Here is a 23,846-nt window from a genome sequence, read left to right as displayed (position 1 = left end):
CTGAGTTTGCCGTTTAGTTGATCACGGCCGACAGCTTGGCCTGCGGATTATCGCTGACCGCCTCGAAGGCCTCCAACTGCGTGTAGCGCCTTTGCAGGCACCATTCGTCGTTCTGCTCCAGCAGCATCGCCCCGACCAGCCTCGTAATTGCCGGATCGTTGGGAAAGGTGCCCACGACATCGGTTCGCCGCTTGATCTCGGCGTTCAGCCGCTCCAGCGGGTTGGTGCTGTGTAGCTGCTGGCGGCGCGCCTTCGGGAAGGCCATGTGAGCCAGTACTTCATCCTCGCAGCCGTCCATTAGCACGGCGATTTTCGGATATTTTTCACGCAACTGGTCGGCCACCAGACGCCATTGTTGGTGGCATTCAACGCGACTGTCCTGAGCGAAGACTGTGCGCAACAACGCCGCCACCATGCTGCGCTGACCCTTGCCGACGTGGGCCATCGCGATGCGCATGAAATGCACCCGGCAGTGCTGCCAGGTCGTGTGGAAGACCTTGGCGACAGCCGCCTTGAAGCCTTCATGAGCGTCATAGATCACCAGCTTTACCCCGCGCAAACCGCGACGCATCAGACTGCGCAGGAAGTCCGTCCAGAACGGCTCAGCCTCCGAAGGTCCTACCCGCATGCCCAGAACTTCCCGACCGCCATTGGTGCTCACAGCCACGGCGATTATTACCGCGATCGAAACGATACGGCCTGCCTCACGCACTTTAACGTAGGTGGCGTCGATCCAGAGGTACGGCCAGTCGCCCTCAAGGGGTCGATCCAGGAACGCATTGACGCGTTCATCGATCTCGCCCGCAAGCCTGGATACTTGGCTTTTCGAGATGCCGGTCATGCCCATGGCCTTGACCAGCTCGTCGACTGAGCGCGTGGAAACGCCCTGTATATAGGCTTCCTGAATCACTGCCGCCATTGCCTTCTCGGCGGTTCTGTGCGGCTCAAGGAACCCTGGGAAGTTAACTGCCTTGGCGTAGTTTGGGGATCTTCAGATCAACGTCGCCGGCACGGGTTTGCCACAGGCGGTCGCGGTAACCGTTGTGACTGTTTGTACGGTCAAGACTTTTGATGTCGAAGCCGGCGCCACACAGGCTTTCGACGTCGAATTCCATCATCCGCTGGGCGACGAACTGGATCATTTGCTTGAGCAGATCAGCGTCTGCCCCTTTCTCAACCAACTCGGTCAATGCCATAGTGGGTTTGGTCATCGTGGTTTCATGATTTGGAAAATTGGTTTAGCTATGTCTCCATTTTTCGATGGGGTACGATGGTTTTTTCCGAGTATCATCACCTGGTTCATTATAGGGCAACATGCTGTACGCCTATCTCCGATGCCAAAGCCTTGACGGTCTGTGGAAATCAGAGTTTTATTTCTCTCTAGTGAGAAGGTAGCAACTAGCTTCGTATTTGATTTGCGCATGCGAAAAATTGATTCGCTCTGGGAGTAAAGAGTTTGAACTAGGCTCGGACAATCAGATTGGCAGGAACCATGTTTCGTATTTCTCGTCGAGCATGATCTATGAAGGGTTTTAAAATAAGCGTGGATGAGTTTCGCTGCGAGATTACTATTGAGTAGTCATTTATAATTGCAGGCTCAAATGGAATAAACTTTAGCAAGGTTCCCGAGTAGCCACTGGCTGTCAATGGGTCGACAATCGATACTCCTAATCCTGCCTCGGCTAATTTTAGTATTGCTATGGTTGTTTGCGTTTCGGCACTTATCCTTCGTTTCACTCCATATGATAGCATAAGAGAGTCAATTTTCATTCGTATCTCCATTAGGGGGAGAAGCGAAATATAGCGCTCGCCTTCGAAATCTTCTGGGTGCAATACACGCTTACGCGCTAGCGGGTGATTTACGGGAACCACTCCTACCATTTTCGCTGTCACCAGCGTCTCACTGTTCCCGAGTCGTGTGGCCCTCATAGGGAACATTGCGAAACCTAAATCACATCGGTCCTGCTGAACCATATTCAGCACTGTTGCCGAACTGTGCATATGCATGGAAACGACAGCATCTGAATGCTCAAGCGTGAAGCTCGCAATGGCCTTGGGCAAAAAAGACAGCGCCATGCTAGGTGCCGCAGCAATCTCAAGGCGACCGAGTTTCAACGTTTTGATGTTGGATGCGGCATTCGCAATGCGCTCAATGCCAATCAGGGATTGCTCGACATCCTTGAATAGAATTGCCGCCTCTGGCGTAGGCAACAAACGCCCTTTGATACGGGTAAAGAGAGAAATAGAAATTCGGTCTTCCAGGTCGGCGATAAGGCGCGTCACGACGGGTTGTGTGACTTCAAGCATCTCTGCTGCGCCCGTAACAGTTTTTCGCACCATGATGGCTCGAAACGCCTCAAGGTGACGCAGTGTGATTCGATTTTCCACAAATCTCTCCCTTGTAAATAGCATTGCAACATAGGCTAATAGTATAGCGACATTTAAATCTGTTGTTGAAAATAATTAATACTTATAAATCAATGGCATAAATACCTATGGCACCCCTATTGCTAAAAAGCATCGTATGGACCAAGCCTCATTAGATTTAACACTGATAGAGGTGTGGATGCCATAGCAATAAGGGTGTTTCGGCTCAAGGGTTCGATATGTTGGCGTAGCGACACATTGAGGCCTTGCTCTGGAGCACGTTAAAAAAATAATTTACATAGGAGCGATAAAAATTGAAAAAGAGCACCCTGGCATTAGCTGTTGCCACGGGCATTCTTGCCCAGCACGTCAGTGCCGCCGGCTTCATTGAAGACAGTAAAGCCTCCATCAGTTCCCGTACTCTGTATTTTGATAACGATCAGCGTGACCCTGGCGGTATTGATCAGCGCCAAACGGTCACCGGTCTCAAGTTTGATTTTCTGTCCGGCTTCACTCAAGGAATAGTAGGCTTTGGTTTAGATCTGCAAGGGGTTCAGGGCTTTACCCTGGGCGGTGGCACTTCACCGCACGGGACTACGACGACTAACACAGTTTCTCCCCTTGATACGGATGGCACACCCGTCGGTGCGTGGGGTCGTGTGGGAGCTAACGCCAAGGTCAAATACTCTAGGACCCAGTTGAACGTAGGTAACGCGCTGTCGCCTAATTTGCCGATTCTGGTGGCGAACGATAGTCGTCTTGTACCAACCGCTTTTCAGGGTGCCATTCTGACCTCGGATGAGATTGATAACGTAACTCTGACAGTCGGTGAACTGAATCGAGTCATCGGGCGAGCATCCTCTAACTGGTCTGGTATCGCTGCGGGTGGTCGGAAGGGCTCTGACAGCTTCCGGTTCGCAGGCGCCGACTGGAAGGTGACAAAGGACCTCACGCTGCAGTACTACCATTCACAACTCGAAGACTACTATCGCCAGAATTTCTTTGGCTTGCTTCATGTTTTCCAAATAGCACCCAATCAAACCTTCAAGACAGACTTACGGTACTTCAGTAGCAAATCAGATGGAAAAAACGGTAGCGACGTAAACTACCAATACAAGAATGGCTACAACGCCGGCGGCTTAGGTAAGGTGGACAATGACACGTGGTCTGCTGCCTTCATCTATACTCTGGGCGGGAACGTTTTCACGTTGGGGCATCAGCGAGTCAGCGACAGTGGTGGTATGGCGTACGTTAACAATGCCAACGTTGTGGATGGCCGCGGGCGTAACGAAGGTGAGGGGGGCGCCAGTATTTATTTGTACACCGACCTGACAATCAACAGCTTTGCCAGGGCAGGCGAAAACACTACGTTCGGCATGTACAGCTATGACTTTGCCGGACTTGGAGTGCCCGGTTTAAAGCCGTCCATCTACTATGCGAGCGGTCGAGACGTGCGCGGCACGGGTAACGCAACCACTGGACGTTATGATGAGTGGGAGCGGGGCGTCCGGTTGGACTATACCCTGCAGAGTGGGCCTTTCAAGAACTTGAACTTCTCGCTGCGTCGGGCAAACTTCAGGACTGACCTTCCAGAGACCATCGTGAAGGATCAGGATCAAACCCGGTTCTATATAAATTACACCTATGCACTTTGGTAGGCGCAAAAGATATCCATCTAGTGTAACGCTGATTTTTTAATTTAACTACCTTCGCAATGCAGGGCTCCAGCCTCGGACATTGGCACATCGCAGTGTGTCATTGTCCGGGGCTGTTGTTTTTTCACACCATTTAAATTCGCTGTTCGACTACTGCAAGGCGGCATTCGACACATGGTCATCTGTATCAGCGGGGCGGAATCTGATCCATCGTAACCTGCATCGGAGTGTTACCTCAGGTAGCGAATCAAGGTCGGTAGCAGAGGCTTTGCACTACATTGGGTAGCAAGCGCACCGCCGTCGGGCAAGCTTTCAGCCATAGGATTGCAACTACATAGCATTTAAGCATGCTTTGATATCATTAAGCTTTATATATCAGTAATCATAAATTAAAAATCCTTATTAATCAGTAGTTTAAATATCTATGGCCCGGGCATTGCTAAATAACATGGCGTAAGGCTAACGATGCTGCGGGACGTGGAATGGTTGATCGCTATCTAGGCTATCCACGCAGTCATCGGAAAGTCCTGATGTGGTCTTATCAATATTCAAGGAGCCTTTCGATGACATCTCATCGTTTGACGATTCGTTCGAGTGCATTAGCAGTACTGCTTGCGTTGTATGGTTCAAGTCCTGCGGTGTTCGCCCAGGACGATGCCCGTTCTCTTATCGCCGTCAGCTCGGGCGCTTCTGACATCACTACGCTCGATCCACACCGTGCGACATTGTTGGGGGATAAAGGGGTCGTGTCCGAACTGTTCAATGGTTTGGTTCGTTTCCCGCCAGGAAGCGCCGACCCCAAGGAATTGCAGGCCGACCTGGCTGAGAAGTGGGAGGCGTCAGCGGATAACCGGATCTGGACGTTTCACCTGCGCAAAGGCGTTCAGTTTCATGGCGGCTACGGCGAACTGAAAGCGGCCGATGTCGTGTATTCGATCCAGCGCGCCGGAGATCCTAGCCGTTCAAGCTTCGCAGCTAACTTCGCCATCATCGACAAGGTTGAATCGTTGGACGACTACACGGTGCAAATCACCCTGAAGTACCCAGATGCAGCATTCCTTGGTCGCGTATCTAACTATCACGGCGGCAATATCATCAGCAAAGCCGCAGCGGAAAAATTGGGCGACAAGTTTGGCCAATCGCCCATTGGCACCGGACCGTTCGTATTCGGTGAGCATGTCACTCAGCAATACGTAAAGCTGGTAGCCAACGACGCCTATTTCCTGGGCAAGCCCAAAATCGGCGGGATCACTTATCGGATGATTCCTTCAGATAGTGCTCGGGATCTCGCGTTTACGTCGAACGAGTTGGACCTTACCGCTGGTAAACGTGAGCAACGTTGGGTTGAGCGCGCAAGAAGTCGTGGCATGAAGGTCGATGTATTTGAACCCGGCGAATTTCGAACGCTGTTCCTAAATCGAGCGATCAAGCCGTTGGACAACCTGAAAGTGCGCCAGGCAATTGCCGCTGCCGTCAACCTGGACGAAATCGTGCGCTATGTGGGCAAGGATGTAGCGGACAAAGGCTGCTCGGTCATACCCAATGGCTACCTCGGTGTGGACTGCGCTTCGGATGGCTATAAATACGATATGGAACGCGCAAAAAAACTGTTGGCGGAGGCGGGCTTTGCGAGCGGCATTGTTCTCAAAGTGGTGGTATCCAACGCGCCTGCCCAGCAACCCATCATGGAAGTCGTCCAGGCGCAGTTGGCCAAGGTCGGAATCAAGCTGGACATGGAAGTCGTCGACCATGCGACCTATCAAGCTAAGAGTCGCCAGGATCAGAGTGCGATTGTCTTTTACGGCGCTGCGCGGTTTCCAAATGCCGATTACTGGCTGACCGAGTTCTATGACTCCTCGGCTTCGATTGGCGCTCCTGGAGCGATGTCCAACTTCGGTCACTGTTCGGTGGCTGACGAGGCCATTCGTAAAGCTCGCGTTGAAGCCAATCCGCAGGAGCAACTAGCCCTGTGGAAGCAGGCCCAGTCGCAGATTCACGACGATGTTTGCGCCATCCCCCTGTTTGGCCTGAAGCAAGTTTGGGCGCACAGTGATCGCGTGAACTACGGCTACGACTTGAAGGGTGCGCTGAACCTGCAACCGCCGATTACTGAACTCACGACGGTTACCGGGAGTGGGCGCTAAATGTCCTTCGAATATGACGTGATCGTCGCTGGCGGCGGAATGGTCGGTGCCGCCATTGGGTATGGGTTAGCCGGAATGAGTCGCCGGGTGCTCATGCTGGATGGGGCGGATACGGATTTTCGTGCAGCGAAGGCCAACTTTGGTTTGGTTTGGGCCCATGGTAAAGGCTTCGGTCACCCTGCTTACCAGCGCATGTCACTTCAGGCGGCAAGAGATTGGCCACAGTTCGTCATGCAGCTTGAGGCGGAAAGTGGCATGGAGTTGGCGTATGAGTGTAACGGAGGATTGAACTTCTGCCTGAGCGAGGATGAGTTCTACGCCCGCACGCATCACATTGCCAGATGGCACGCCCAGACCCCGGAGCTTGCCCCCACAACTCAAATGCTGGATCGGGCCGAGCTCAACCGGCGCTTCCCCTCGCTGCGTTTGGGAAAGGAGGTGGCAGGCGCTAGTTTTGGTGAACTGGATGGACAAGCGAACCCTCTTCGGGTGATGGCGGCGATGCACAAGGCATTCCTGCAAAGGGGAGGGACACTGCGCAGCAATCAGGCCGTGAAGGCCATTCACAAACTGCCGGGTGGCGGATTCGAAGTTGTGGCCGGGACGCTCCGCGCGCGCGCTGAGCGTGTGGTGATTGCGGCGGGTCTCGGATCGTCAGCGCTTGGGCCGATGGTGGGGCTAGATGTGCCATTGCGTCCCCAGCGGGGGCAAATCCTGGTGACCGAGCGAATCGCCCCATTGCTGCCCGTTCCCGCAAGCGGCCTGCGTCAAACAGGCGAAGGGACGGTCATGATCGGTGTAACCCAGGAAGACGTTGGGTTCGACCTGGCCACGACTGCTGAGGGCGCCGCGCGCATGGTGCGCAAAGCCCTGAGGATTGTTCCGGATCTGGCGAAAGCGAAGTTGATCCGCCAATGGTCCTGCCTGCGGGTCATGACACCGGACGGCAATCCCGTCTATGCGAAATCCATCAGCCATCCAGGCGCGGATATCGCGCTATGCCATTCCGGCGTGACCTTGGCTCCCTTTCATGCGGGCGCCTACGCCAAGGCGCTGATTGACGGGGTACTGCCTGCCTCTTTGGAGATCTTTCATCATGGGCGTTTCAATGTTCAAAAGACTGCCTGAGTCGCCAACCGCTACGTTGACGCTGTTTATTGACGGCATACCCGTTGCAGCGGCTGAAGGAGAGTCGGTCGCCGCTGTGCTGTTGAGGCAGGAAGCGCTGGCCAGCCGTACGACTCCAGTGCTTGGCACCCCACGGGCACCCTATTGCATGATGGGCGTTTGCTTCGATTGCCTCGCGGTCATCGATGGTGTGGCCTCTACACAATCCTGTTTGGTGACAGTGCAAGAGGGCATGCAGGTGGAGCGCCAATATGGTCGGCGGAGCGTGACGGCATGACACGTAAATTTGATGTGGTTGTGATCGGTGCAGGTCCCGCCGGCATGAGCGCGGCGATCGGCATGCGCGAGCTTGGCCTTGGCGTTTTGGTGGTCGATGAGCAACCTGCACCGGGAGGACAAATCTGGCGCGCAGTCGAAGCCGTTGCGCCCACCCCGACAGGTGCGATTCTTGGTAATGAGTACCGCGCCGGTACCGAGCTCGTCGCGCGATTTCGAGGATGCGGCGCGGTTTATGAACCACAGACGCAGGTCTGGAAGATTGAGCCAACGTGGAGGGTGTTCCTTAAGCGCGACGGGCAGGTCGAGGCTGTGCGTGCTGAACAGGTTGTATTGGCCACCGGCGCTCAAGAGCGACCGGCGCCGTTTCCTGGTTGGACGCTGCCGGGCGTGTTGACCGTCGGCGCAGCCCAGATCCTGTTGAAGACCTCAAGCCAGGTGCCTTCACAACCTGTGTGGGTGGTCGGCTGCGGTCCGCTGCCACTCTTGTATATGGCGCAGCTATTGCGTGCAGGAGGGAGTATCGCCGGGTGGATTGATACTTCGCCCCCGGGTGGGTGGCGCCGCGCATTACCTTGGGCGGGTGCAGCGCTGGCCGACCTGAAGGAAATCGGCAAGGGCCTTAAATGGTTGTATGAAATCAGAAGCGCCGGCGTTCGCCGGGTGCGCGGAGCGACTGCCCTGCGAGCGCTGGGTGAAGGACGCCTTGAGGCATTGGAATACGTCCAGTCCGACGGTAAGTCGGTTCGTGTCGAGGCGAGTGTGCTGCTGTCCCACGAGGGCATTGTGCCCTCCATCCACATTACGCAGGCGTCGGGCTGTAAACACAGTTGGAGCGAGCAACAGTCGTGCCTCTCGCCTGACCTTGACGAGTGGGGCCAAACGACCGAATCCGGTATTTATGTGGCCGGTGATGGCGCGGGAATAGGCGGTGCGAAAGCAGCGTGTGTACGGGGTGAAATTGTTGCGCTGGGTATCGGCATACGGGCCGGACGTCTCACTGCAGAAGCAGCGAGCGCCAGGAAGAAAAAACTTCGAGATAAGCTGGGTTCATTGCTGCGTTTGCGGCCGATGCTTGATGCGCTGTATCCACCTCGGGCAAGCATTCTCGCTCCATCCAGCGACACCATTGTCTGTCGCTGTGAGGAGCTGACCGCAGGCGATATTCGCAAAGCCGCTGCTATCGCTTTGCCTGGCCCCAATCAACTCAAGGCGTTTACCCGGGCGGGCATGGGTCCCTGTCAGGGTCGACAGTGCGGATACACAGTCGCGAACATCATTGCAGCGGAACAAAAACAGTCTGTTGCGACCGTAGGGTATTTCCGTATTCGCCCACCGTTGAAGCCGCTGACGCTCGGTGAGTTGGCGTCGCTTGATATCGATGAGGATAAGTCATGATGCAATTTGCGATCAAACGACTCCTGCTGGCCATACCTACGTTGATTGCCATGTTGACGACGGTGTTTGTATTGGTGCGCCTGGTCCCGGGCGATCCGGCAGCAGTGATGCTAGGCGATCAGGCCAGCGCCGAGTCACTGAGGGCTATGCGCACTCAACTCGGCCTGGATCAACCGGTTTACATTCAATACGTGCATTTTCTTGGCGATATGTTGTCTGGCAACTTCGGTGTATCCATGTCCAGCGGCCGGACCGTGGCGCAAGAAGTGGCCCTGGTGCTTCCCTGGACGCTGCAACTGACGTTGGCGTCGATTGTGATTGGGCTGATCCTGGGCTTGCCTTTGGGCGTCTGGGCGGCACTGCGGCGTAACGCTTGGCCGGATTACCTAGGCCGAGTGCTGTCGCTGGTGGGATTGTCATTTCCAGCGTTTGTATCAGCGATTCTGATGTTGCTGGTGTTTGCCATTCATCTTCGGTGGTTCCCGGTGATAGGCAGTGCCGTAGATGGGGGATGGCTGGCGCAGTTGCATGCGTTGGCACTGCCGGCGTTCAACCTTGGCCTGATCATGACGGCTTATGTGATGCGCGTTACCCGTTCATCTATGTTGGGTGTCATGGGTGAAGACTACATACGAACGGCCAAAGCCAAAGGTGTCCCCGCGATGCGCCTGGTCTTGCGGCACGGCTTGCGTAATGCACTGATCCCCATCGTTACAGTGGTCGGATTATATTTCGGTACGTTGATTGGTAACTCTGTACTGACTGAGATTGTGTTTAACCGACCAGGGCTGGGTAAGTTGATTCTTGGCGCATTAAATACTCGTGATTACAGCTTGCTCCAGGGTTTGATGGTGGTGTTCGCCTGCTGTGTCATTGTCGTCAACATCTTGACCGACCTTGTTTATGGGTTGGTTGATCCTCGAGTGAAATTCAAATGACCTCTTTAGCCGCACCATTAGCCGCCAGGCCGAATGGGCTTTGGCAGGCCTTGGCTACCAATCGAATGGCATGGATCGGTATCGGATTGCTGTTACTGATCATATTGATTGCCGTGTTTGCGCCGCTGTTGGCGCCCTACGATCCTTTGCAGCAGAACATTGCTTATCGACTTGAGCCTCCGTCCGCAGAGTTCTGGTTGGGCACAGACAGTTATGGACGGGATGTCCTGTCACGACTGATTTATGGCGCACGTGTGTCACTGCTTGTCGGTTTCGTGGCGGTCATGATTGCCATGATCATCGGCTCTGCACTGGGTGTTCTCGCAGGCTATATAGGCGGGGTACTGGACCGGTTCATTATGGGGCTGGTTGACGTGTTGCTCTCATTTCCGACCTTGCTCCTCGGCCTGATGGTGGCTGCCATGTTAGGGGCTAGTCTGGAAAACCTGATCATCGCGATCGCCATCACCGAAATTGCGCCTTTCGTACGCGTCGCCCGCGCACCGACCATTGTATTGAAACAACGGGATTTCGTTGAAGCGGGCCGCTCATTGGGATACGGGCCGATGCGCCTGATGGGTATCCACATTCTGCCCAACATGATTTCAGAAGTCGTCGTGCTGGGCGCCCTGTGGATGGCGACCGCGATTCGCACAGAGGCGTCGCTGAGCTTCATTGGTCTGGGTGCGCCGCCACCCACGCCGACATGGGGCAGCATGATCCGTGAAGGCTTTGAAAATATTATGGATGCGTGGTGGCTGACGGTCTGCCCGAGCATCGCGATTCTACTGACGGTCCTGGCGCTCAGTCTGCTGGGCGATGCGCTACGTGACGCCATAGATCCCAAAACACGATCGGAGCGCTCATGAATACGCACAGCATCATCACCTCCAGCCCTCGGAGCATTCGGCCCCCTATGAATGACACTCTTATCAGCGCCACTGCATCGGCCGGGCGCCAGAAAGCGGTTCTGCAGGTCAGCGGGCTCAACGTAGCGTTTCGCCGGGGCGAAGCATGGGCCTCAGTCGTCAATGGCCTGGATTTCAGCGTTGCGCGGGGCGAGACCCTTGCGATCGTCGGCGAGTCAGGTTCCGGCAAGAGCGTTTCAGCGATGGCGGTCATGGGACTTCTGTCGCCTAAAAGCAGCCGCGTCCAAGGAAGTATATGTCTGGATGGGAGCGAGTTGTTGACCCTTTCAGAACCTGAAATGGCGACCCTGCGCGGTAATCGGATTGCCATGATTTTTCAGGAACCGATGACCTCGCTCAACCCGGTCATGAGCATTGGGGAACAGATTGCGGAACCGCTGCTCCTTCATCGCCGACTGAATCACGCCGAGGCACGCGCCGAAGTGTTGCGCCTGATGGATCGAGTCCGAATTCCGGCAAGTAACCAGCGTTTCAGCGATTACCCTCATCAGTTTTCGGGTGGCATGCGTCAACGCGTCATGATCGCGATGGCGTTGGCGTGTAACCCATCGGTACTCATTGCCGATGAACCGACCACGGCGCTTGATGTGACCATCCAGGCACAGATACTGGAACTGATCAAAGAACTGCAAACCCAAGAGCATATGGCAGTGGTGTTCATCACACACGACATGGGAGTTGTAGCGGAGATCGCGGACCGCACTTTGGTGATGTACCGCGGTGACAAGATTGAGACCGGAGCCACCGCTGACATTTTTGCGCGCCCGCAGAAGGCTTATACCAAGGCGCTGATTGCGGCTGTTCCGGAATTGGGCTCCATGAATGCGCACAATCTTCCCCAGCCGTTCCCGATCTATGACATCAAAACCGGCGCGACCGCCCCCGTTCCACAGGTCAGCGACAGCGTTCAACATGACGCTCCGTACTTGCTGGAAGTATCGAACCTGGTCGCGCGTTTCGACGTTCGTTCGTCCTTCTTCAAGCGCGTGACCGGGCGTGTTCATGCGGTAGAGAACGTTAACTTCAATCTCCGACGTGGTGAGACGCTGGCTATCGTCGGCGAGTCCGGTTGCGGTAAGTCGACCACAGGGCGACTGATTACAGGCCTGTTATCCGCAACGGGCGGCCAGATCAAGGTCGAGGGTCAAGACATTGGGAGCATCGCCCCGATGGAGCGCGCCAGGAAAATCCAGATGGTTTTTCAGGATCCCTACTCAAGCCTCAATCCACGTCAGAGTGTTGCGCAGGCACTCATCGAACCGTTGCGGGTGCATGGCCTGGCCAGTTCGCGCGACTGCGAACAGGTGGCAGTGGAGTTGCTGGCAAGGGTGGGATTGCCGGCCGATGCAGTGTTGCGCCTACCCCATGAGTTTTCAGGCGGGCAGCGGCAGCGCGTTTGTATTGCCCGCGCGCTGGCGTTACGGCCTGGAACGATCGTAGCGGACGAAGCGGTTTCAGCACTTGATGTATCGGTGAAGGTTCAGATCGTCAATCTGCTGTTGGAGTTGCAGCAAGAGATGGGACTGGGGTTCGTTTTCATCAGCCATGATATGGCCGTGGTGGAACGCATCAGCCATCGCGTGGCCGTCATGTACATGGGTGAGATCGTCGAAATAGGACCCCGCGCCGAGGTCTTCAGCAATCCGCGACACCCTTACACCCGTCGTCTGCTCGAAGCGGTCCCGGTCCCTGATCCGGCGCGCCGTCAGACTCGGCACCTGGTTCCACGCGAACTGCATACACCCTACAAGTCACATGACTTCGAGCCTGCGGTCAGGACCTACCATCAGGCCGGGCCCAATCACTTTTACATGGAGCCGGGAGACGAGTGGAAGTGAATTGGTGTTCGGTGGATGAGACTTAGTCGCAAGGACAAGTTCAGCTGAAGTAACGAATAATATCTAAAACGATACGATGCAAGTAGTGCCGTGCGAGCGCGGTACTACGCATCGTAGACACAGAACTGTGGGGTTTATAAATGCTTCGCTTGAATACTGGAATAGTTGGCTCTGGTGCGATAGGTCTCGCCTATGCGGCCTGGATTTCACATACCCAACATGATGTTGCCGTCTGGTCGCCTCAGACAGGCAGTGCACAATTGCTACAAAGTGAGCCGTTGCGAGCAACAGGATTGCTCGAGGAGGCGTTTCAAGTCAGTTACGCATTAAGTGCAGAAGAACTCGCCACTGGCGCTGACGTAATAATCATTGCCTTGCCACTCAATGGGCACCGCGTAGTCATGGACGCGCTGTTACCGCATCTACGAACGGGGCAGATTGTAATTGTTAGTTCCATGGCTTCTCTCTCCTCACTTTATTTGTACGAGGGGGCGCTTAAGCGTGGCATTGAGATCACTGTTGCGAGCTTTGGTACAACTGCATTGACGGCCCGACGCAAGGGGCCGGTAAATGTCCACATCATGACGAAGCGCCCGAGTTTAGGAGTTTCCTGTTTACCAGTTTCGCAACGGGGGCTTGCGTTGGACGTCTGTAAATCACTGTTCGGGAGTGACTTTAAAACTGAAGAAAATCCTCTGAGTTCGATGCTTTCCAACACCAGTGCTGTCGGCCATGTACCGCTGGCCTTGTTCAATTGGACACGAATCGAACGCGGTGAAGATTGGCCGCAGTACTACTACATGACGTCCAGCACAGCAGAGGTGATCAACGCGCTGGATGCCGAGCGCCGTTCGCTCGCCAGTGTCTTTGGTTGGAGTCTCCCCAGCTTTGCCCAGAAGCTGCGCCAGTCCTTCAACATTGAGTCGGTCGAGTTAGCTGACGTGGCCGAGGAACTTCACCGAAAACGAGGCGGCCCCGCCGGCCCCACCCGCACAGAGACGCGTTATGTCTGGGAGGACGTTCCCTACGGCCTGTTATTTACGCTGGCGCTTGGGCGGATTGCGAACGTCGCGATGCCAGCCACCGAGGCCATCGTTGCCACAGCCGGGCTGATTGTCGGCGAAGCGTTGCTCACGGCCAATGACCTGATTGAGGCCCTGGGTCTTTCAACTGAAACTGTTCAGGGCCTACTCAGCCGGGTCAACGTGGGTTCGCCCTTCAAGGACGCACTATGTTGACCAATGCGCTGCTGAATATCGCCGTAAGGTCGAAACTGATACTCGGCTTTACCTTGGTTATCGTCCTGACCGTTCTGGTCGCCTTTACCGGTTGGAGCGGTATTCAAACGTTAAGCCAGAGAAGCGAAAAAATTGCAGACATTGGAACGCTCGGTGTGTTGACGAGGGACGTGTTGATTAGCCGCTTATCCTACGCGATCAACTACGATGCTGATCATGCCGCCAGTTGGCTGGTCAGCCTAGAAAATCTGGAAAGCCATTTGGTTTATGTACGTTCGGTACTTGTTTCCGAGTCCGATGCTCCTCATCTGGAGGCGGCAACCACCGCCCTGAAACAATCGCGGGACTACTACAACGACATCATTCGTGGCACCGCCGCGATGGTGGCCAATCGTGCAGCGGCGGGGCGCCAGGCTGAAATAGCGACCGATGCGTTGAATGACCTGGACGATTTCGCGAACTCCTCGGAAGGGAATATTGCTCAGCGCGCTGCAACGGCGCAGGCGCTCAGCCTGTTTCAAAAAATGCGTTTCGATGTGCGCGGTTATACCTACTCTCTGAATGCCGAGACCAAAAAAGTGGCGAGTTCTTCCGTCGCCACGACTATCGGGTATATCAACAATCTGGAGGGGTTCGAATTACAAGCCAATACAGTGAAAAATCTCCAAAAGTCGTTAAACGCGTATCAGGATGCAATTTCCCAGTTTGGCGATGCGCAGGTGGCTGTCGAGGATGCCCAGACCGGTATCGGCCAGAATATTGCCAGCCTGCTTTCGTCCACTGCACTACTGACCAAGAACCAGGAAGCCTTGCGGGTCAGTGATATCCTGCAGGCGGAAAAATACCTTGTCCTATGGCTGATCGTCGTTCTCGTCATGAGCATCTTGATCGCTTGGATCATTACCCGCTTGATCGTTACACCGCTACTCGATGCTTTAGAGGTCGCGGAGCAGGTAGCGAATGGTGACCTGACAGACACACAGACCACGACTCGTCAGGATGAACTGGGGCGATTGCAGACCAGCATGCATAAGATGACGGCTAACTTGCGCGTGTTGATTGGCGGTCTGCGTGACGGTGTGGTTCAGATATCTAGCGCTGCCGAACAACTTCAAACGGTGACAGAGCAGACTAACGAAGGCGTCAACAGCCAGAAGAGCGAAACAGACCAGGTCGCCACGGCCATGCACGAAATGGCTGCCACTGTGCAGGAAGTCGCAAGGAACGCTGAGCAAGCTTCTCGGGCGGCGATCAGCGCTTCACTGGAGGCTCGGGAGGGTGGCGACGTTGTTTCAAAAGCGATCCTACGAATCGAAAGGCTAGCGATCGAGGTTGGTCACTCCAAAACCGCCATGGACGATCTCAAAGCCCAGAGCAACAAGATCGGTGGGGTGCTGGATGTGATCAAGGCGGTGGCAGAGCAAACCAACTTATTGGCTCTCAATGCCGCCATCGAGGCTGCTCGGGCTGGTGAAGCCGGACGAGGATTCGCGGTGGTGGCGGACGAGGTGAGAAGCCTCGCCCAACGCACCCAGTTATCTACAGAGGAAATCGCGTTACTGATCAGTGGTTTGCATAGCAGGACGGAACAGGTTGCAGCAATCCTGGATAACAGCCGAGCGTTGAGTGACAACAGCGTAGAACTGACACGCGATGCCGGAGCGTCCATCATGAGTATCAGCCACTCGATCTCGACCATCGAATCGATGAATGTCCAGATTGCGGCGGCTGCCGAAGAGCAAAGTGCGGTTGCAGAAGGAATAAATCGCAGTATTTTGAGTGTTAGGGACATTTCCGAACAGAACGCTTTCGCCAGTAATGAAACTGCATCGTCGAGTGTGGAATTGGCCCGATTGGGCGTTCAACTGCAAAATATGGTAAATAAATTCGTCGTATGACTCTTCATTTAATTGTTTGAGTTGGCTCCCGCGCCTTGGGCAAAGCCAGTTTATTCTATTTCTTTCCAGTGAGTACTAGCGGCCGGAACGGGATGTAAAACCTTCAATTGTCGAAATCGGTCTGAATTTGGGCTAAATCGTTTCGTAACAGCAGTCAGCATGGCCTTAAGCGATAACTCGGCAGAATTGATTGATGGCCTTTGCCTGCGGAAAGATTATGCGGGAAATGATACCGTTCCGCAGAACGACTCACTCGGGCATCTTCAACACCTCGAGCGTCATAATAAAGGAGAAGGTCGTGCGTTGCCGGACTGTCGCGTGGCGGTAAGCTAACGCTATCCTGTGATGCCGGAAGGTCCTCGATGTTTGGCCTCATACCCTTAGCTTCGCAGTAGCTCAGCCAGCGATGAGTGTTCCCAGGATCAGGGCTTGCCGGGTGGAGTGCCGCGTGCGTATGGGCGCGATTTGGCGAAAGTCGCCACCTCTGTCGCGGTACAGCACGCTGATTACGCGGATTGTCCCGCTGTCGCCAACCTATCCACGCCTAGAGTATTGAAAGGACGTTTCGTTCCTTGGTTCGGTTGATGGCAGACGCTGACAGGCTGCCGGTCGCCGCCTTCTGGATGTACTCGCTCCACCACGCCATCATCGGCCGCCGGCGTTCGATGTAATCCGCTCGGTTGTAAGCGCTTCGAACTTCGTCACTATCGACATGCGCTAACGCGACCTCAACCAACTCCGGGTCCCAGCTGTGCTCATTCAGAATTGTGCTCGCCATAGAGGTTTGAGGTTCTCGATACACTCGGCATTGCATAAAAACGGTACGGTCCTCAGATTGCCAGCCGCTCATTAGAAGTACATAATCAAGTCCATCAGCGACACGCTAGACTATGGAAACCTAAAGCTTTCAACGATTTAGAGGGTGAGTTATGATCCCGTCCGCTGCGCCATACATAGCTTCAGGGCCCTTGAACTCCTTGAAGCGAAACAGAGAAAGCGGCCTTCGGGTCGCTTTTTTTGTGGGCGCTGGTTAATGGCAAGGCCGAGGCTGGTTCCTGGTTCCTGGTTCCTGGTTCCTGGTTCCTGGTTCCTGGTTGCCGCGTTTTGTCATCTGCGTTCGGATTTGGCTTCAGTGCTGGGGTGTCTTGGCTATGGGGCTTTTGGATGGCGTGTTGGTCCTGCTTGCGCTCCAGCCTGTGCGGCGCCCAGCATTGGCCCTTCGCTGACGCTCAGGGTACCCGCGTTCCGGCTGCTGAATCGGTGGCACGCCGCGAATCGCCCTCCATGGCTCAGCGCGGCTTCCCCGGCATCCATGCCGGGGAGCCACCGATTCAGCAGCCGGAACGCGGCCTGCTGGAAGGGCGCCGCACATGCTGGAGCGCAAGCAGGACCAAGCGGAAATCGCGGTGTCTTCAAAACTCAAAGCCCAAGAAGCCAAAAGCGAATCGCTGACGCTTTTAGAACCTCGAGGACGCCACAAATAGCACTGTTCTGCTTTCGAGTCGGCCTTGGGGTCGCGGCCCCCTTCCAGCAGGCCGCGTTTCGACGCACTGACGAGGGGATAGCCGGCATGGATGCCGGCTAAGCCCCGTTGGGCCACGGAAGGCCCATCGGGGCGTGCCCCTCGTCAGTGCGTCGAAGCGCGGGAACCCTGAGCCAAAGCGAAGGGCCAATGGCGGGGGCCGCGACCCCAAGGCCGGCTCGAAAGCAGAACCACCCCGAATCCCCGAATCCCCAGATCGCCCACCTCACCCGAAGGCTTAACGTATCGCCGCCAGCGCCCCCAACAGCGCCGGAGGCATCACCAACGCCCCAAGCTTCAAGAACGTCCACGCACTCACATGCAGCCCCTCGCGGCGTACGGCGATCAACCACAGCAAAGTCGCCAAGGAACCGGTGATCGACAAATTGGGGCCAAGGTCTACCGCTACCACCAAAGCTGCTGTCGTTTGCCCGGGCAGGCTCGCCAGCTGGCCGACCGAACCGGCGATCAACCCTGCCGGAAGGTTGTTCATCAAGTTCGTGGCGATCGCGACCAATATCCCGGTGCCCCAGGTCGCCTGCGCAGGCGCTTGTCGTGTCCACTGCTCCAGCGCCTTGGCCAGCTCCGCGATCACCCCGGTCATGGCCAACGCCTCCACCAGCACGAACAGCCCCGCCACTAACGGCAGCACAGCCCAGGACACACCCTTGAACACCGCCCATGGCGTACGGCGTTGCAGCACGTGCACCAGCGCTACCGTCAGCAACCCAGCGATGCACGTGGGCAGCCCTAGCGGTTGATCCAGTGCCGACACCACCAGCAGCAACACCGCCGTCACCGCAATGCCCGCCGCCGTCAGCCGTGCGCCCATGGGTAGCGGGCCAAGTGCCGAAACTTCGGCCAATGGCTGACGCAGATGCTTGCGCTGGCTCAGCCGCAACACTCCGTAGGTGAGCACGATCGCCGCCAGCGACGGCAGGCTGAACTGCGCCAGCCAGTCCAGCAACGGCGGCATATGGCGGCCGAAGATCACCAGGTTGGCCGGGTTGGAAATCGGCAGCACGAAGCTCGCGGCGTTGGCGATAAAGGCGCAGATGAACAGATAGGGCAGGGGATCGGCCTTGGCGGCCCGTGTCGCGGCGTATACCGCCGGGGTCAGCACCACAGCTGTGGCGTCATTGGATAAAAACACCGTGACCAGCGTGCCGACGCCGAACACCAGATCGAACAAGCGCTGACTGGAGCCACGGGCGTGCCGCGCGGCCAGGGTCGCCAGCCAGTCGAACAGGCCTTCGCGCCGGGCCATCTCGGCCAGCAGCATCATGCCGATCAGGAACAGATAGACGTCGTCGCCCTTGGTCACCGCGCTCAGCGCCAGCGTTACAGGTACCAGGCCGCTGATGACCAGGATCAGCGCGCCGCCTAGCGCCCAGATGTACTCTGGCACCCGCCACGGCCTCAGGATGACGCCAGCAGTGGCAACGGCGGTGATGCACCAGATGATCAACGGTGAATGCATAGGGCGAACTCAGGAGGCAGTGGAGGATCGATCGAGGGATTCAGGCAGTGCCAACAATAGCAGCACAGCCACCGCGGCAATGCCTGCCAGGGTCAAGAACGCCGCGCTATAGCCCGCTTCTTGCACGACCCAGCCTGCCAGCCCGTTACTCAGTGCCGCGCCCAGGCCGAACGCAGTCGTCACCGCGCCCAGGCTGACGTTGAAGCGCCCGGTACCCGCCGTGAGATCCTTGACCACCAGCGGCAGCAACGCACCGAACAGCCCAGCACCGATGCCGTCGAGCAACTGCACGCCCACCAGCCAGTAAGGGTTATCCCACAGCGTGTAGAGCACGCCGCGGATCGGCAGGATGGCGAACCCAGCCAGCAACAGCGGTTTGCGCCCCCAGCGATCGGCACGGGCGCCCACCAGCAGCGCGGCAGGTACCATCACCAGTTGCGCAGCGACGATGCACGCCGAGGTCAACGGGGTGGCCAGGCTCAGGTCGAACTGTGAGAGCTTCTGGCTCACCAGCGGCAGCATGGCGGCATTGGCCAGGTGAAATAACGCGCAACACAACGCGAACAACATCAGCGAGCGATTGCTCAGCAACACCCGCCAGCCGGAGGCTTGCTCGCCGTGGGCAGGATCGAAGCCCCGCGCCATTTGATGATCGATATCCCCCGGTGCAACGGCCACTACGGCCACCACACTGCAGACCGCCATGATCGCCATCAGGTAGAACACCGCCACCGGCCCGAACAACCAGGCGAAGCCCCCCGCCAGCAGGGCAGCACAGGCATTGCCTGCGTGATTGAAGGTTTCGTTGCGCCCGGTCCGGCGAGTGAAGGCCTTCGGGCCGGTCATGCCCAAGGAGATGGCTGCAATGGCCGGGGCGAAAATCGAGGCCGCCGCCGCGCTGAACGCCTGGGTCAGCGCGACCCAGGTGAAGTCGTTGATGAACGGCAGGATCACGCAACTGCCAGTGACCACCAAAGCGGCCACGGCGACGATCAGGCGCTTGCCGCGGGTGCGGTCGATCAGCGCGCCAGCCGGGGTCTGGGTCACCAACGCGGCCAAGCCGGCGAGGGTCATCACCAGGCCGATGCTGGCAGGTTCCCAATGGTGCACGGCCAACAGGTAGATGGCCAGGTAAGGCCCCAGGCCGTCGCGTACATCGGCCAAAAAGAAGTTCAGCGCATCCAGCGCATAGGTGCTGCGAGGCGAGGCGGAGTGGGCCATGATGAGCTCGACGAAGGACGCGTTGAAACTCAGTGTGGCGCTTGGTCCTTTAAGTTCCGTGCGACCGCCCATCATCTGTGTGAGTGGGCGTGCGCGTCGGGCGCAGAAAGGTCTTCACCGGCCCCCAGCAAGCATCACTCATCGACGTGCATGAACTCCCGAGCCCACTCGACGTAGCGTTCCGGGCGCGTATAAACACGGGTCAATTCGGTCGCACTGAGGTTCTCGGTGCTGTGCGTCAGGTTGCGCTGCGCGCGCAAGGCATCATAGGTGGCCTTGATGGCCGCGAAATAGGCGCCGTGGCCATCCACGCAGATACGCACACCGAGCTTGGCCAGGCGCGCATCGTCCTGCAGCGCCTTGTTGCCGTAGGTCACCAACATCAACGGCACGGTCAGGTTGGCGGCGATTTCTTCCAGATGCTCGAAGTCGCGCACGCCGACCATACAGATACCGTCGGCACCGGCCTTCTGATAGGCCTTGGTGCGGTGAATCACTTCTTCGGTCGACAGCACACCAGCGTTGGTGCGAGCGATGATCGCCAGCTCGGGGTCGACGCGGGCTTCGAGGCCCGCGCGGATCTTGCCGATGCCTTCCTCGACCGAGATCAGGTCGGTGGACTTGCGCCCGAATTGGGCGGGCAGCAGGGTGTCTTCGATGGTCAGCGCGGCGATCCCGGCTCGCTCCAGCTCGGTCACGGTGCGCATCACGTTGAGGGCGTTGCCGTAACCGTGGTCGGCGTCGGCGAGTACCGGCAGCTGAGCGACGCGACCAATGCGCGTGGCCTGCTCGACGAATTCGGACAGCGTGATCAGTGCGAAATCCGGTGCACCCAGCACCTGCAGGGAGGCGACCGAGCCGCCGAGAATACCGACCTCAAAGCCGAGGTCGGCGGCGATCCGTGCAGACATCGGATCGAACACGGAAGCGGTGTGATAGCAGGTGTGTGAGGCCAGCAACTCGCGAAAGGCGCTGCGCAATCCCTTGTGGGAAATTCTGGACATGTTTGCTCCTTATGGAGGCAGTACCGGGTTCATCCCGTCGGGCTATGGAATCGTTTAAGCCGCGTATGATAAGGAATAATTTCGTCTGTGACGATTGGTCGCGCTGTCGCAGCGGATGAAAGATGACCGAGCGGTCTGTTTGCATGACCCTTAGTGGCCGCGCACGCGATGCGTCAAGCGGGTTTCGACTAGCTGCGTCGAGCGCTGACCTGAGCCGCCACCACCAGCCCCCGACACTCCCCAAACCCAATTTCCGGCAGCCCCGCCCCGTGGCATCTGGCCCGCAAAATCACCTCATCGCCATCTTCCAGAAACAGCCGCGTTTCGCCGTTGGCCAGTACCAACGGCAACTTCCCGCCCTCGGTGATCTCCAGCAGGCTGCCAGACTCCCCTTCGTCCGGCCCTGATAAGGTCCCGGTGCCGAGCAAATCCCCCGGTTGCAACCGGCAGCCGTTAACGCTGTGATGCGCCACCATCTGCGCAACCGTCCAGTACATGTGCTGCGTATTGCTCAGCCCCAAACGTTGCGGCGCCAGCCCCTGCTCACGCATCAGCGGTGTCAGCAGCAGCGCCTGCAACTCGATATTCAGCGCGCCATGGCGTTGATCCTGTTCGGCCAGCAAATACCCAAGCGGCTGCGGGTCACCGGCGGGGCGCGGGGGTTGGGCGCAACGGAACGGTGCCAGCGCCTCGGCGGTGACCACCCAGGGCGACAGCGTAGTGGCGAAGCTCTTGGACAAAAAAGGCCCCAGCGGCTGATATTCCCAGGCCTGAATATCCCGTGCCGACCAATCGTTGAGCAGGCAGAAACCGGCGATATGCTCGGCCGCCTGATCAATGGCGATAGCCGTGCCTTGGGCATTGCCGGGGCCGATCCAGACACCCAGCTCTAGCTCGAAGTCGAGCCGCCCGCAGGGGCCGAACATCGGCTCGCTGGCGCCGTTCGGCAGCGTCTGGCCGTTAGGCCGATGGACCGGCGTGCCGCTGATATTCAAGGTCGACGCGCGGCCGTGATAGCCGATAGGCACGTATTTGTAGTTGGGCAGCAGCGGAGTGTCCGGGCGCAACAGCTTGCCCACGTTGGTCGCGTGGTGGATGCCCGCGTAGAAGTCGGTGTAGTCGCCTACTTGCGCGGGCAGGTGCATCTGGCAGTCGATCTGTGGATGAAGGGCGCTGGCCAGCAAGGTTTGCACCGTACTGTGTTCCCCCAGCAGGTCGAGCAAGGCCGCGCGCAAGGCTTGGCGCGCCGCACTGCCCAGCGCAAAGAAAGCATTCAGCGTCGCGCCACTGGCCGCCTCGGCCGCTGCCAGCGCTGCACCCGTGAATACACCCAAGGCGATGGCTGCGCGAAGGTCCAGCAGCAAATCGCCGATGGCGGCGCCGCCACGGGGTGTGCCGTCGCCGTGGCTGAAGATACCTAACGGCAAGTTATGGAGGGGAAAGTCCGGATGGCCATTGGCCGAGGTAATCCAGCTCTGCGGTGCCTGGCTCATGGTTGATTCCCGTCGAAGCGCGTGGCCATGCCGGCCCAGCAGCTGTCGTAATCGTTCTGCAACTGCGGTAACGCCAAAGCGGCGCGGCTAGGCCGCAACACGTAGCGTGTCTCGAACATGAAGGCCATGGTCTGCTCGATCTTTTGTGGGCGCAGCTCGGCCTCGGTGGCCAGTTGCACGGTGCTGTCGTCCGGGCCATGGGCGCTCATGCAGCTGTGCAGCGAGGCGCCGCCGGGGCTGAAGCCGCTCGCCTTGGCGTCGTAGGCGCCGGTGATCAGGCCCATGAATTCGTTCATCACATTGCGGTGGAACCAGGGCGGACGAAAGGTGTTCTCGGCCACCATCCAGCGTGGCGGGAAGATCACGAAATCGACGGTGGCGACGCCAGGGTCCGGGCTGGGCGAGGTCAGCACGGTAAAGATCGACGGGTCGGGGTGATCGAAGCTCACCGTGCCCAGGGTATTGAAGTGCCGCAGATCGTATTTACAAGGCACGTTGTTGCCGTGCCAGGCGACCACGTCGAAGGGCGAGTGCGGCAGCTCGGTGGCCCACAGCTCGCCGAGGAATTTCTGCACCAGTTGGCAGGGTTGGCGCAAGTCCTCGAAACACGCCACGGGGCTGAGAAAATCCCGCGGGTTGGCCAGGCCGTTGCTGCCGATGGGTCCCAGGTCCGGTAGCCGCAGGGAGCCTGCGTGGTTCTCGCAGATATAGCCCCGCGCAATGGTGTCCGGCAATTCGACCTTGAACTTCAGGCCGCGCGGCAACACGAGGATCTCTTGCGGCTCGACCTCCAGCACCCCGAGTTCGGTAATTACCCGCAGCCGCCCCTGTTGCGGCACCACCAGCCATTCGCCGTCGGCGCTGAAGAACGCGCGTTGCATCGAGCGATTGGCGGCATAGAGGTAGACGCTGACGCCCTCGGCCTGATCGCTAGCGTGGGTGGCAGCGAGCGGCAGCAGGCCGTCGATTAAGTCGCAGGGCTGGGCGGGAATCTCAAGCGGGTCCCACCGCAAGCGATTGGGGGTGATGACGCCCGGCTCGCGGCCCGGCAACTGGCGTTGCAGGCGTTCGAAGCGTGGGTGGTTGGCCGCGGGTTGCAGGCGGTACAGCCAGGTGCGCCGGGCTTCGCTGCGGGGCACGGTAAAGGCGCTGCCGGAGAATTGCTCGGCGTACAGACCGTAGGGCGGGCGCTGCGGGGAGTTGCGCCCCACTGGCAGCGCACCGGGCAATGCCTCGCTGCTGAACTGGTTGCCGAAGCCGCTGAGGTAGGTCAGCGCGCTCGGAGGGGTTGGGCTGGCAGGCATGGGGGCCTCGTTT

16 protein-coding genes and 2 pseudogenes are annotated in these 23,846 nt (G+C 57.7%); 10 read left to right on the top strand and 8 right to left on the bottom strand.

Translation table 11 applies throughout. The features are described 5' to 3' along the window. Window positions 1-13: 13 nt before the first annotated feature. A pseudogene (locus tag LIX93_RS20580) lies at window positions 14-1,211 on the bottom strand (IS256 family transposase). A gap of 250 nt (window positions 1,212-1,461) precedes the next feature. Beyond that, the gene (locus tag LIX93_RS20575) at window positions 1,462-2,388 is read right to left on the bottom strand and encodes a LysR substrate-binding domain-containing protein (protein ID WP_226505901.1); all 927 of its coding nucleotides are present in this window, start codon (window positions 2,386-2,388) and stop codon (window positions 1,462-1,464) included. Window positions 2,389-2,681: 293 nt separating this feature from the next. Here LIX93_RS20575 and LIX93_RS20570 point away from each other — a divergent pair, with 293 nt between their 5' ends. From LIX93_RS20570 to LIX93_RS20525, 10 genes are all read left to right on the top strand, one after another. Next, window positions 2,682-4,025: an OprD family outer membrane porin gene (locus tag LIX93_RS20570; RefSeq protein ID WP_226505900.1), complete on the top strand. Its 1,344-nt coding sequence runs from the start codon at window positions 2,682-2,684 to the stop codon at window positions 4,023-4,025. Window positions 4,026-4,585: 560 nt separating this feature from the next. Further along, window positions 4,586-6,166 (top strand): ABC transporter substrate-binding protein, encoded by a 1,581-nt coding sequence (locus LIX93_RS20565; protein WP_226439434.1) that lies wholly within the window; start codon window positions 4,586-4,588, stop codon window positions 6,164-6,166. Then, complete coding sequence (locus tag LIX93_RS20560) at window positions 6,167-7,294, top strand: FAD-dependent oxidoreductase (protein WP_226505899.1); 1,128 nt, start codon at window positions 6,167-6,169, stop codon at window positions 7,292-7,294. Further along, the gene (locus LIX93_RS20555) at window positions 7,263-7,571 is read left to right on the top strand and encodes a (2Fe-2S)-binding protein (protein ID WP_346015231.1); all 309 of its coding nucleotides are present in this window, start codon (window positions 7,263-7,265) and stop codon (window positions 7,569-7,571) included. The genes LIX93_RS20560 and LIX93_RS20555 overlap by 32 nt, the downstream gene beginning before the upstream one ends. Next, window positions 7,568-8,968 (top strand): NAD(P)/FAD-dependent oxidoreductase, encoded by a 1,401-nt coding sequence (locus tag LIX93_RS20550; RefSeq protein WP_226505897.1) that lies wholly within the window; start codon window positions 7,568-7,570, stop codon window positions 8,966-8,968. Before LIX93_RS20555 ends, LIX93_RS20550 begins: the two co-directional genes overlap by 4 nt. Next, on the top strand, window positions 8,965-9,906 hold the full coding sequence (locus LIX93_RS20545) for an ABC transporter permease (protein ID WP_226505896.1): 942 nt from the start codon (window positions 8,965-8,967) through the stop codon (window positions 9,904-9,906). The genes LIX93_RS20550 and LIX93_RS20545 overlap by 4 nt, the downstream gene beginning before the upstream one ends. Beyond that, entirely contained in the window at window positions 9,903-10,775 is an 873-nt protein-coding gene (locus LIX93_RS20540; protein WP_226505895.1) for an ABC transporter permease, read from the top strand. Before LIX93_RS20545 ends, LIX93_RS20540 begins: the two co-directional genes overlap by 4 nt. Window positions 10,776-10,822: 47 nt before the next feature. Then, the gene (locus LIX93_RS20535; protein WP_226505894.1) at window positions 10,823-12,673 is read left to right on the top strand and encodes an ABC transporter ATP-binding protein; all 1,851 of its coding nucleotides are present in this window, start codon (window positions 10,823-10,825) and stop codon (window positions 12,671-12,673) included. Between the two features lie 140 nt (window positions 12,674-12,813). Next, window positions 12,814-13,911 carry an NAD/NADP octopine/nopaline dehydrogenase family protein gene (locus tag LIX93_RS20530; protein ID WP_226505893.1) on the top strand — a complete coding sequence of 366 codons (1,098 nt, stop codon included), beginning with the start codon at window positions 12,814-12,816 and terminating at the stop codon, window positions 13,909-13,911. Then, entirely contained in the window at window positions 13,905-15,809 is a 1,905-nt protein-coding gene (locus LIX93_RS20525; protein ID WP_226505892.1) for a methyl-accepting chemotaxis protein, read from the top strand. Before LIX93_RS20530 ends, LIX93_RS20525 begins: the two co-directional genes overlap by 7 nt. Window positions 15,810-16,353: 544 nt before the next feature. Here LIX93_RS20525 and LIX93_RS20520 read toward each other — a convergent pair. The 6 genes and pseudogenes from LIX93_RS20520 to hmgA all read right to left on the bottom strand — a co-directional run. Further along, window positions 16,354-16,590: pseudogene (locus LIX93_RS20520) on the bottom strand (integrase); the annotation flags it as partial. A gap of 979 nt (window positions 16,591-17,569) precedes the next feature. Further along, a complete protein-coding gene (locus tag LIX93_RS20515) occupies window positions 17,570-18,811 on the bottom strand; it encodes an arsenic transporter (protein WP_226505891.1) in 1,242 nt (413 codons plus the stop codon). A gap of 9 nt (window positions 18,812-18,820) precedes the next feature. Continuing rightward, window positions 18,821-20,032 carry an MFS transporter gene (locus LIX93_RS20510; RefSeq protein ID WP_226505890.1) on the bottom strand — a complete coding sequence of 404 codons (1,212 nt, stop codon included), beginning with the start codon at window positions 20,030-20,032 and terminating at the stop codon, window positions 18,821-18,823. Between the two features lie 134 nt (window positions 20,033-20,166). Further along, window positions 20,167-21,036: an oxaloacetate decarboxylase gene (locus LIX93_RS20505; RefSeq protein ID WP_226505889.1), complete on the bottom strand. Its 870-nt coding sequence runs from the start codon at window positions 21,034-21,036 to the stop codon at window positions 20,167-20,169. Between the two features lie 188 nt (window positions 21,037-21,224). After that, window positions 21,225-22,529 (bottom strand): fumarylacetoacetase, encoded by a 1,305-nt coding sequence (fahA, locus tag LIX93_RS20500; RefSeq protein ID WP_226505888.1) that lies wholly within the window; start codon window positions 22,527-22,529, stop codon window positions 21,225-21,227. After that, window positions 22,526-23,833: a homogentisate 1,2-dioxygenase gene (hmgA, locus tag LIX93_RS20495; protein WP_226505887.1), complete on the bottom strand. Its 1,308-nt coding sequence runs from the start codon at window positions 23,831-23,833 to the stop codon at window positions 22,526-22,528. The genes fahA and hmgA overlap by 4 nt, the downstream gene beginning before the upstream one ends. Window positions 23,834-23,846: the final 13 nt, after the last annotated feature.

This window comes from Pseudomonas sp. MWU16-30317, assembly GCF_020515695.1.
Classification (GTDB): domain Bacteria; phylum Pseudomonadota; class Gammaproteobacteria; order Pseudomonadales; family Pseudomonadaceae; genus Aquipseudomonas.
The sequence above is the reverse complement of the archived record's forward strand: the minus strand, read 5'-3'. Positions and strand labels throughout refer to the sequence as shown.

Coding starts and splice junctions, on each gene's coding strand:
- LIX93_RS20505 (WP_226505889.1), bottom strand. CDS start 21,036: ATGTCCAGAATTTCCCACAAGGGATTGCGCAGCGCCTTTCGCGAGTTG.
- LIX93_RS20560 (WP_226505899.1), top strand. CDS start 6,167: ATGTCCTTCGAATATGACGTGATCGTCGCTGGCGGCGGAATGGTCGGT.
- LIX93_RS20545 (WP_226505896.1), top strand. CDS start 8,965: ATGATGCAATTTGCGATCAAACGACTCCTGCTGGCCATACCTACGTTG.
- fahA (WP_226505888.1), bottom strand. CDS start 22,529: ATGAGCCAGGCACCGCAGAGCTGGATTACCTCGGCCAATGGCCATCCG.
- LIX93_RS20535 (WP_226505894.1), top strand. CDS start 10,823: ATGAATGACACTCTTATCAGCGCCACTGCATCGGCCGGGCGCCAGAAA.
- LIX93_RS20525 (WP_226505892.1), top strand. CDS start 13,905: ATGTTGACCAATGCGCTGCTGAATATCGCCGTAAGGTCGAAACTGATA.
- LIX93_RS20555 (WP_346015231.1), top strand. CDS start 7,263: ATGGGCGTTTCAATGTTCAAAAGACTGCCTGAGTCGCCAACCGCTACG.
- LIX93_RS20540 (WP_226505895.1), top strand. CDS start 9,903: ATGACCTCTTTAGCCGCACCATTAGCCGCCAGGCCGAATGGGCTTTGG.
- LIX93_RS20550 (WP_226505897.1), top strand. CDS start 7,568: ATGACACGTAAATTTGATGTGGTTGTGATCGGTGCAGGTCCCGCCGGC.
- LIX93_RS20510 (WP_226505890.1), bottom strand. CDS start 20,032: ATGGCCCACTCCGCCTCGCCTCGCAGCACCTATGCGCTGGATGCGCTG.
- LIX93_RS20565 (WP_226439434.1), top strand. CDS start 4,586: ATGACATCTCATCGTTTGACGATTCGTTCGAGTGCATTAGCAGTACTG.
- LIX93_RS20530 (WP_226505893.1), top strand. CDS start 12,814: ATGCTTCGCTTGAATACTGGAATAGTTGGCTCTGGTGCGATAGGTCTC.
- LIX93_RS20515 (WP_226505891.1), bottom strand. CDS start 18,811: ATGCATTCACCGTTGATCATCTGGTGCATCACCGCCGTTGCCACTGCT.
- hmgA (WP_226505887.1), bottom strand. CDS start 23,833: ATGCCTGCCAGCCCAACCCCTCCGAGCGCGCTGACCTACCTCAGCGGC.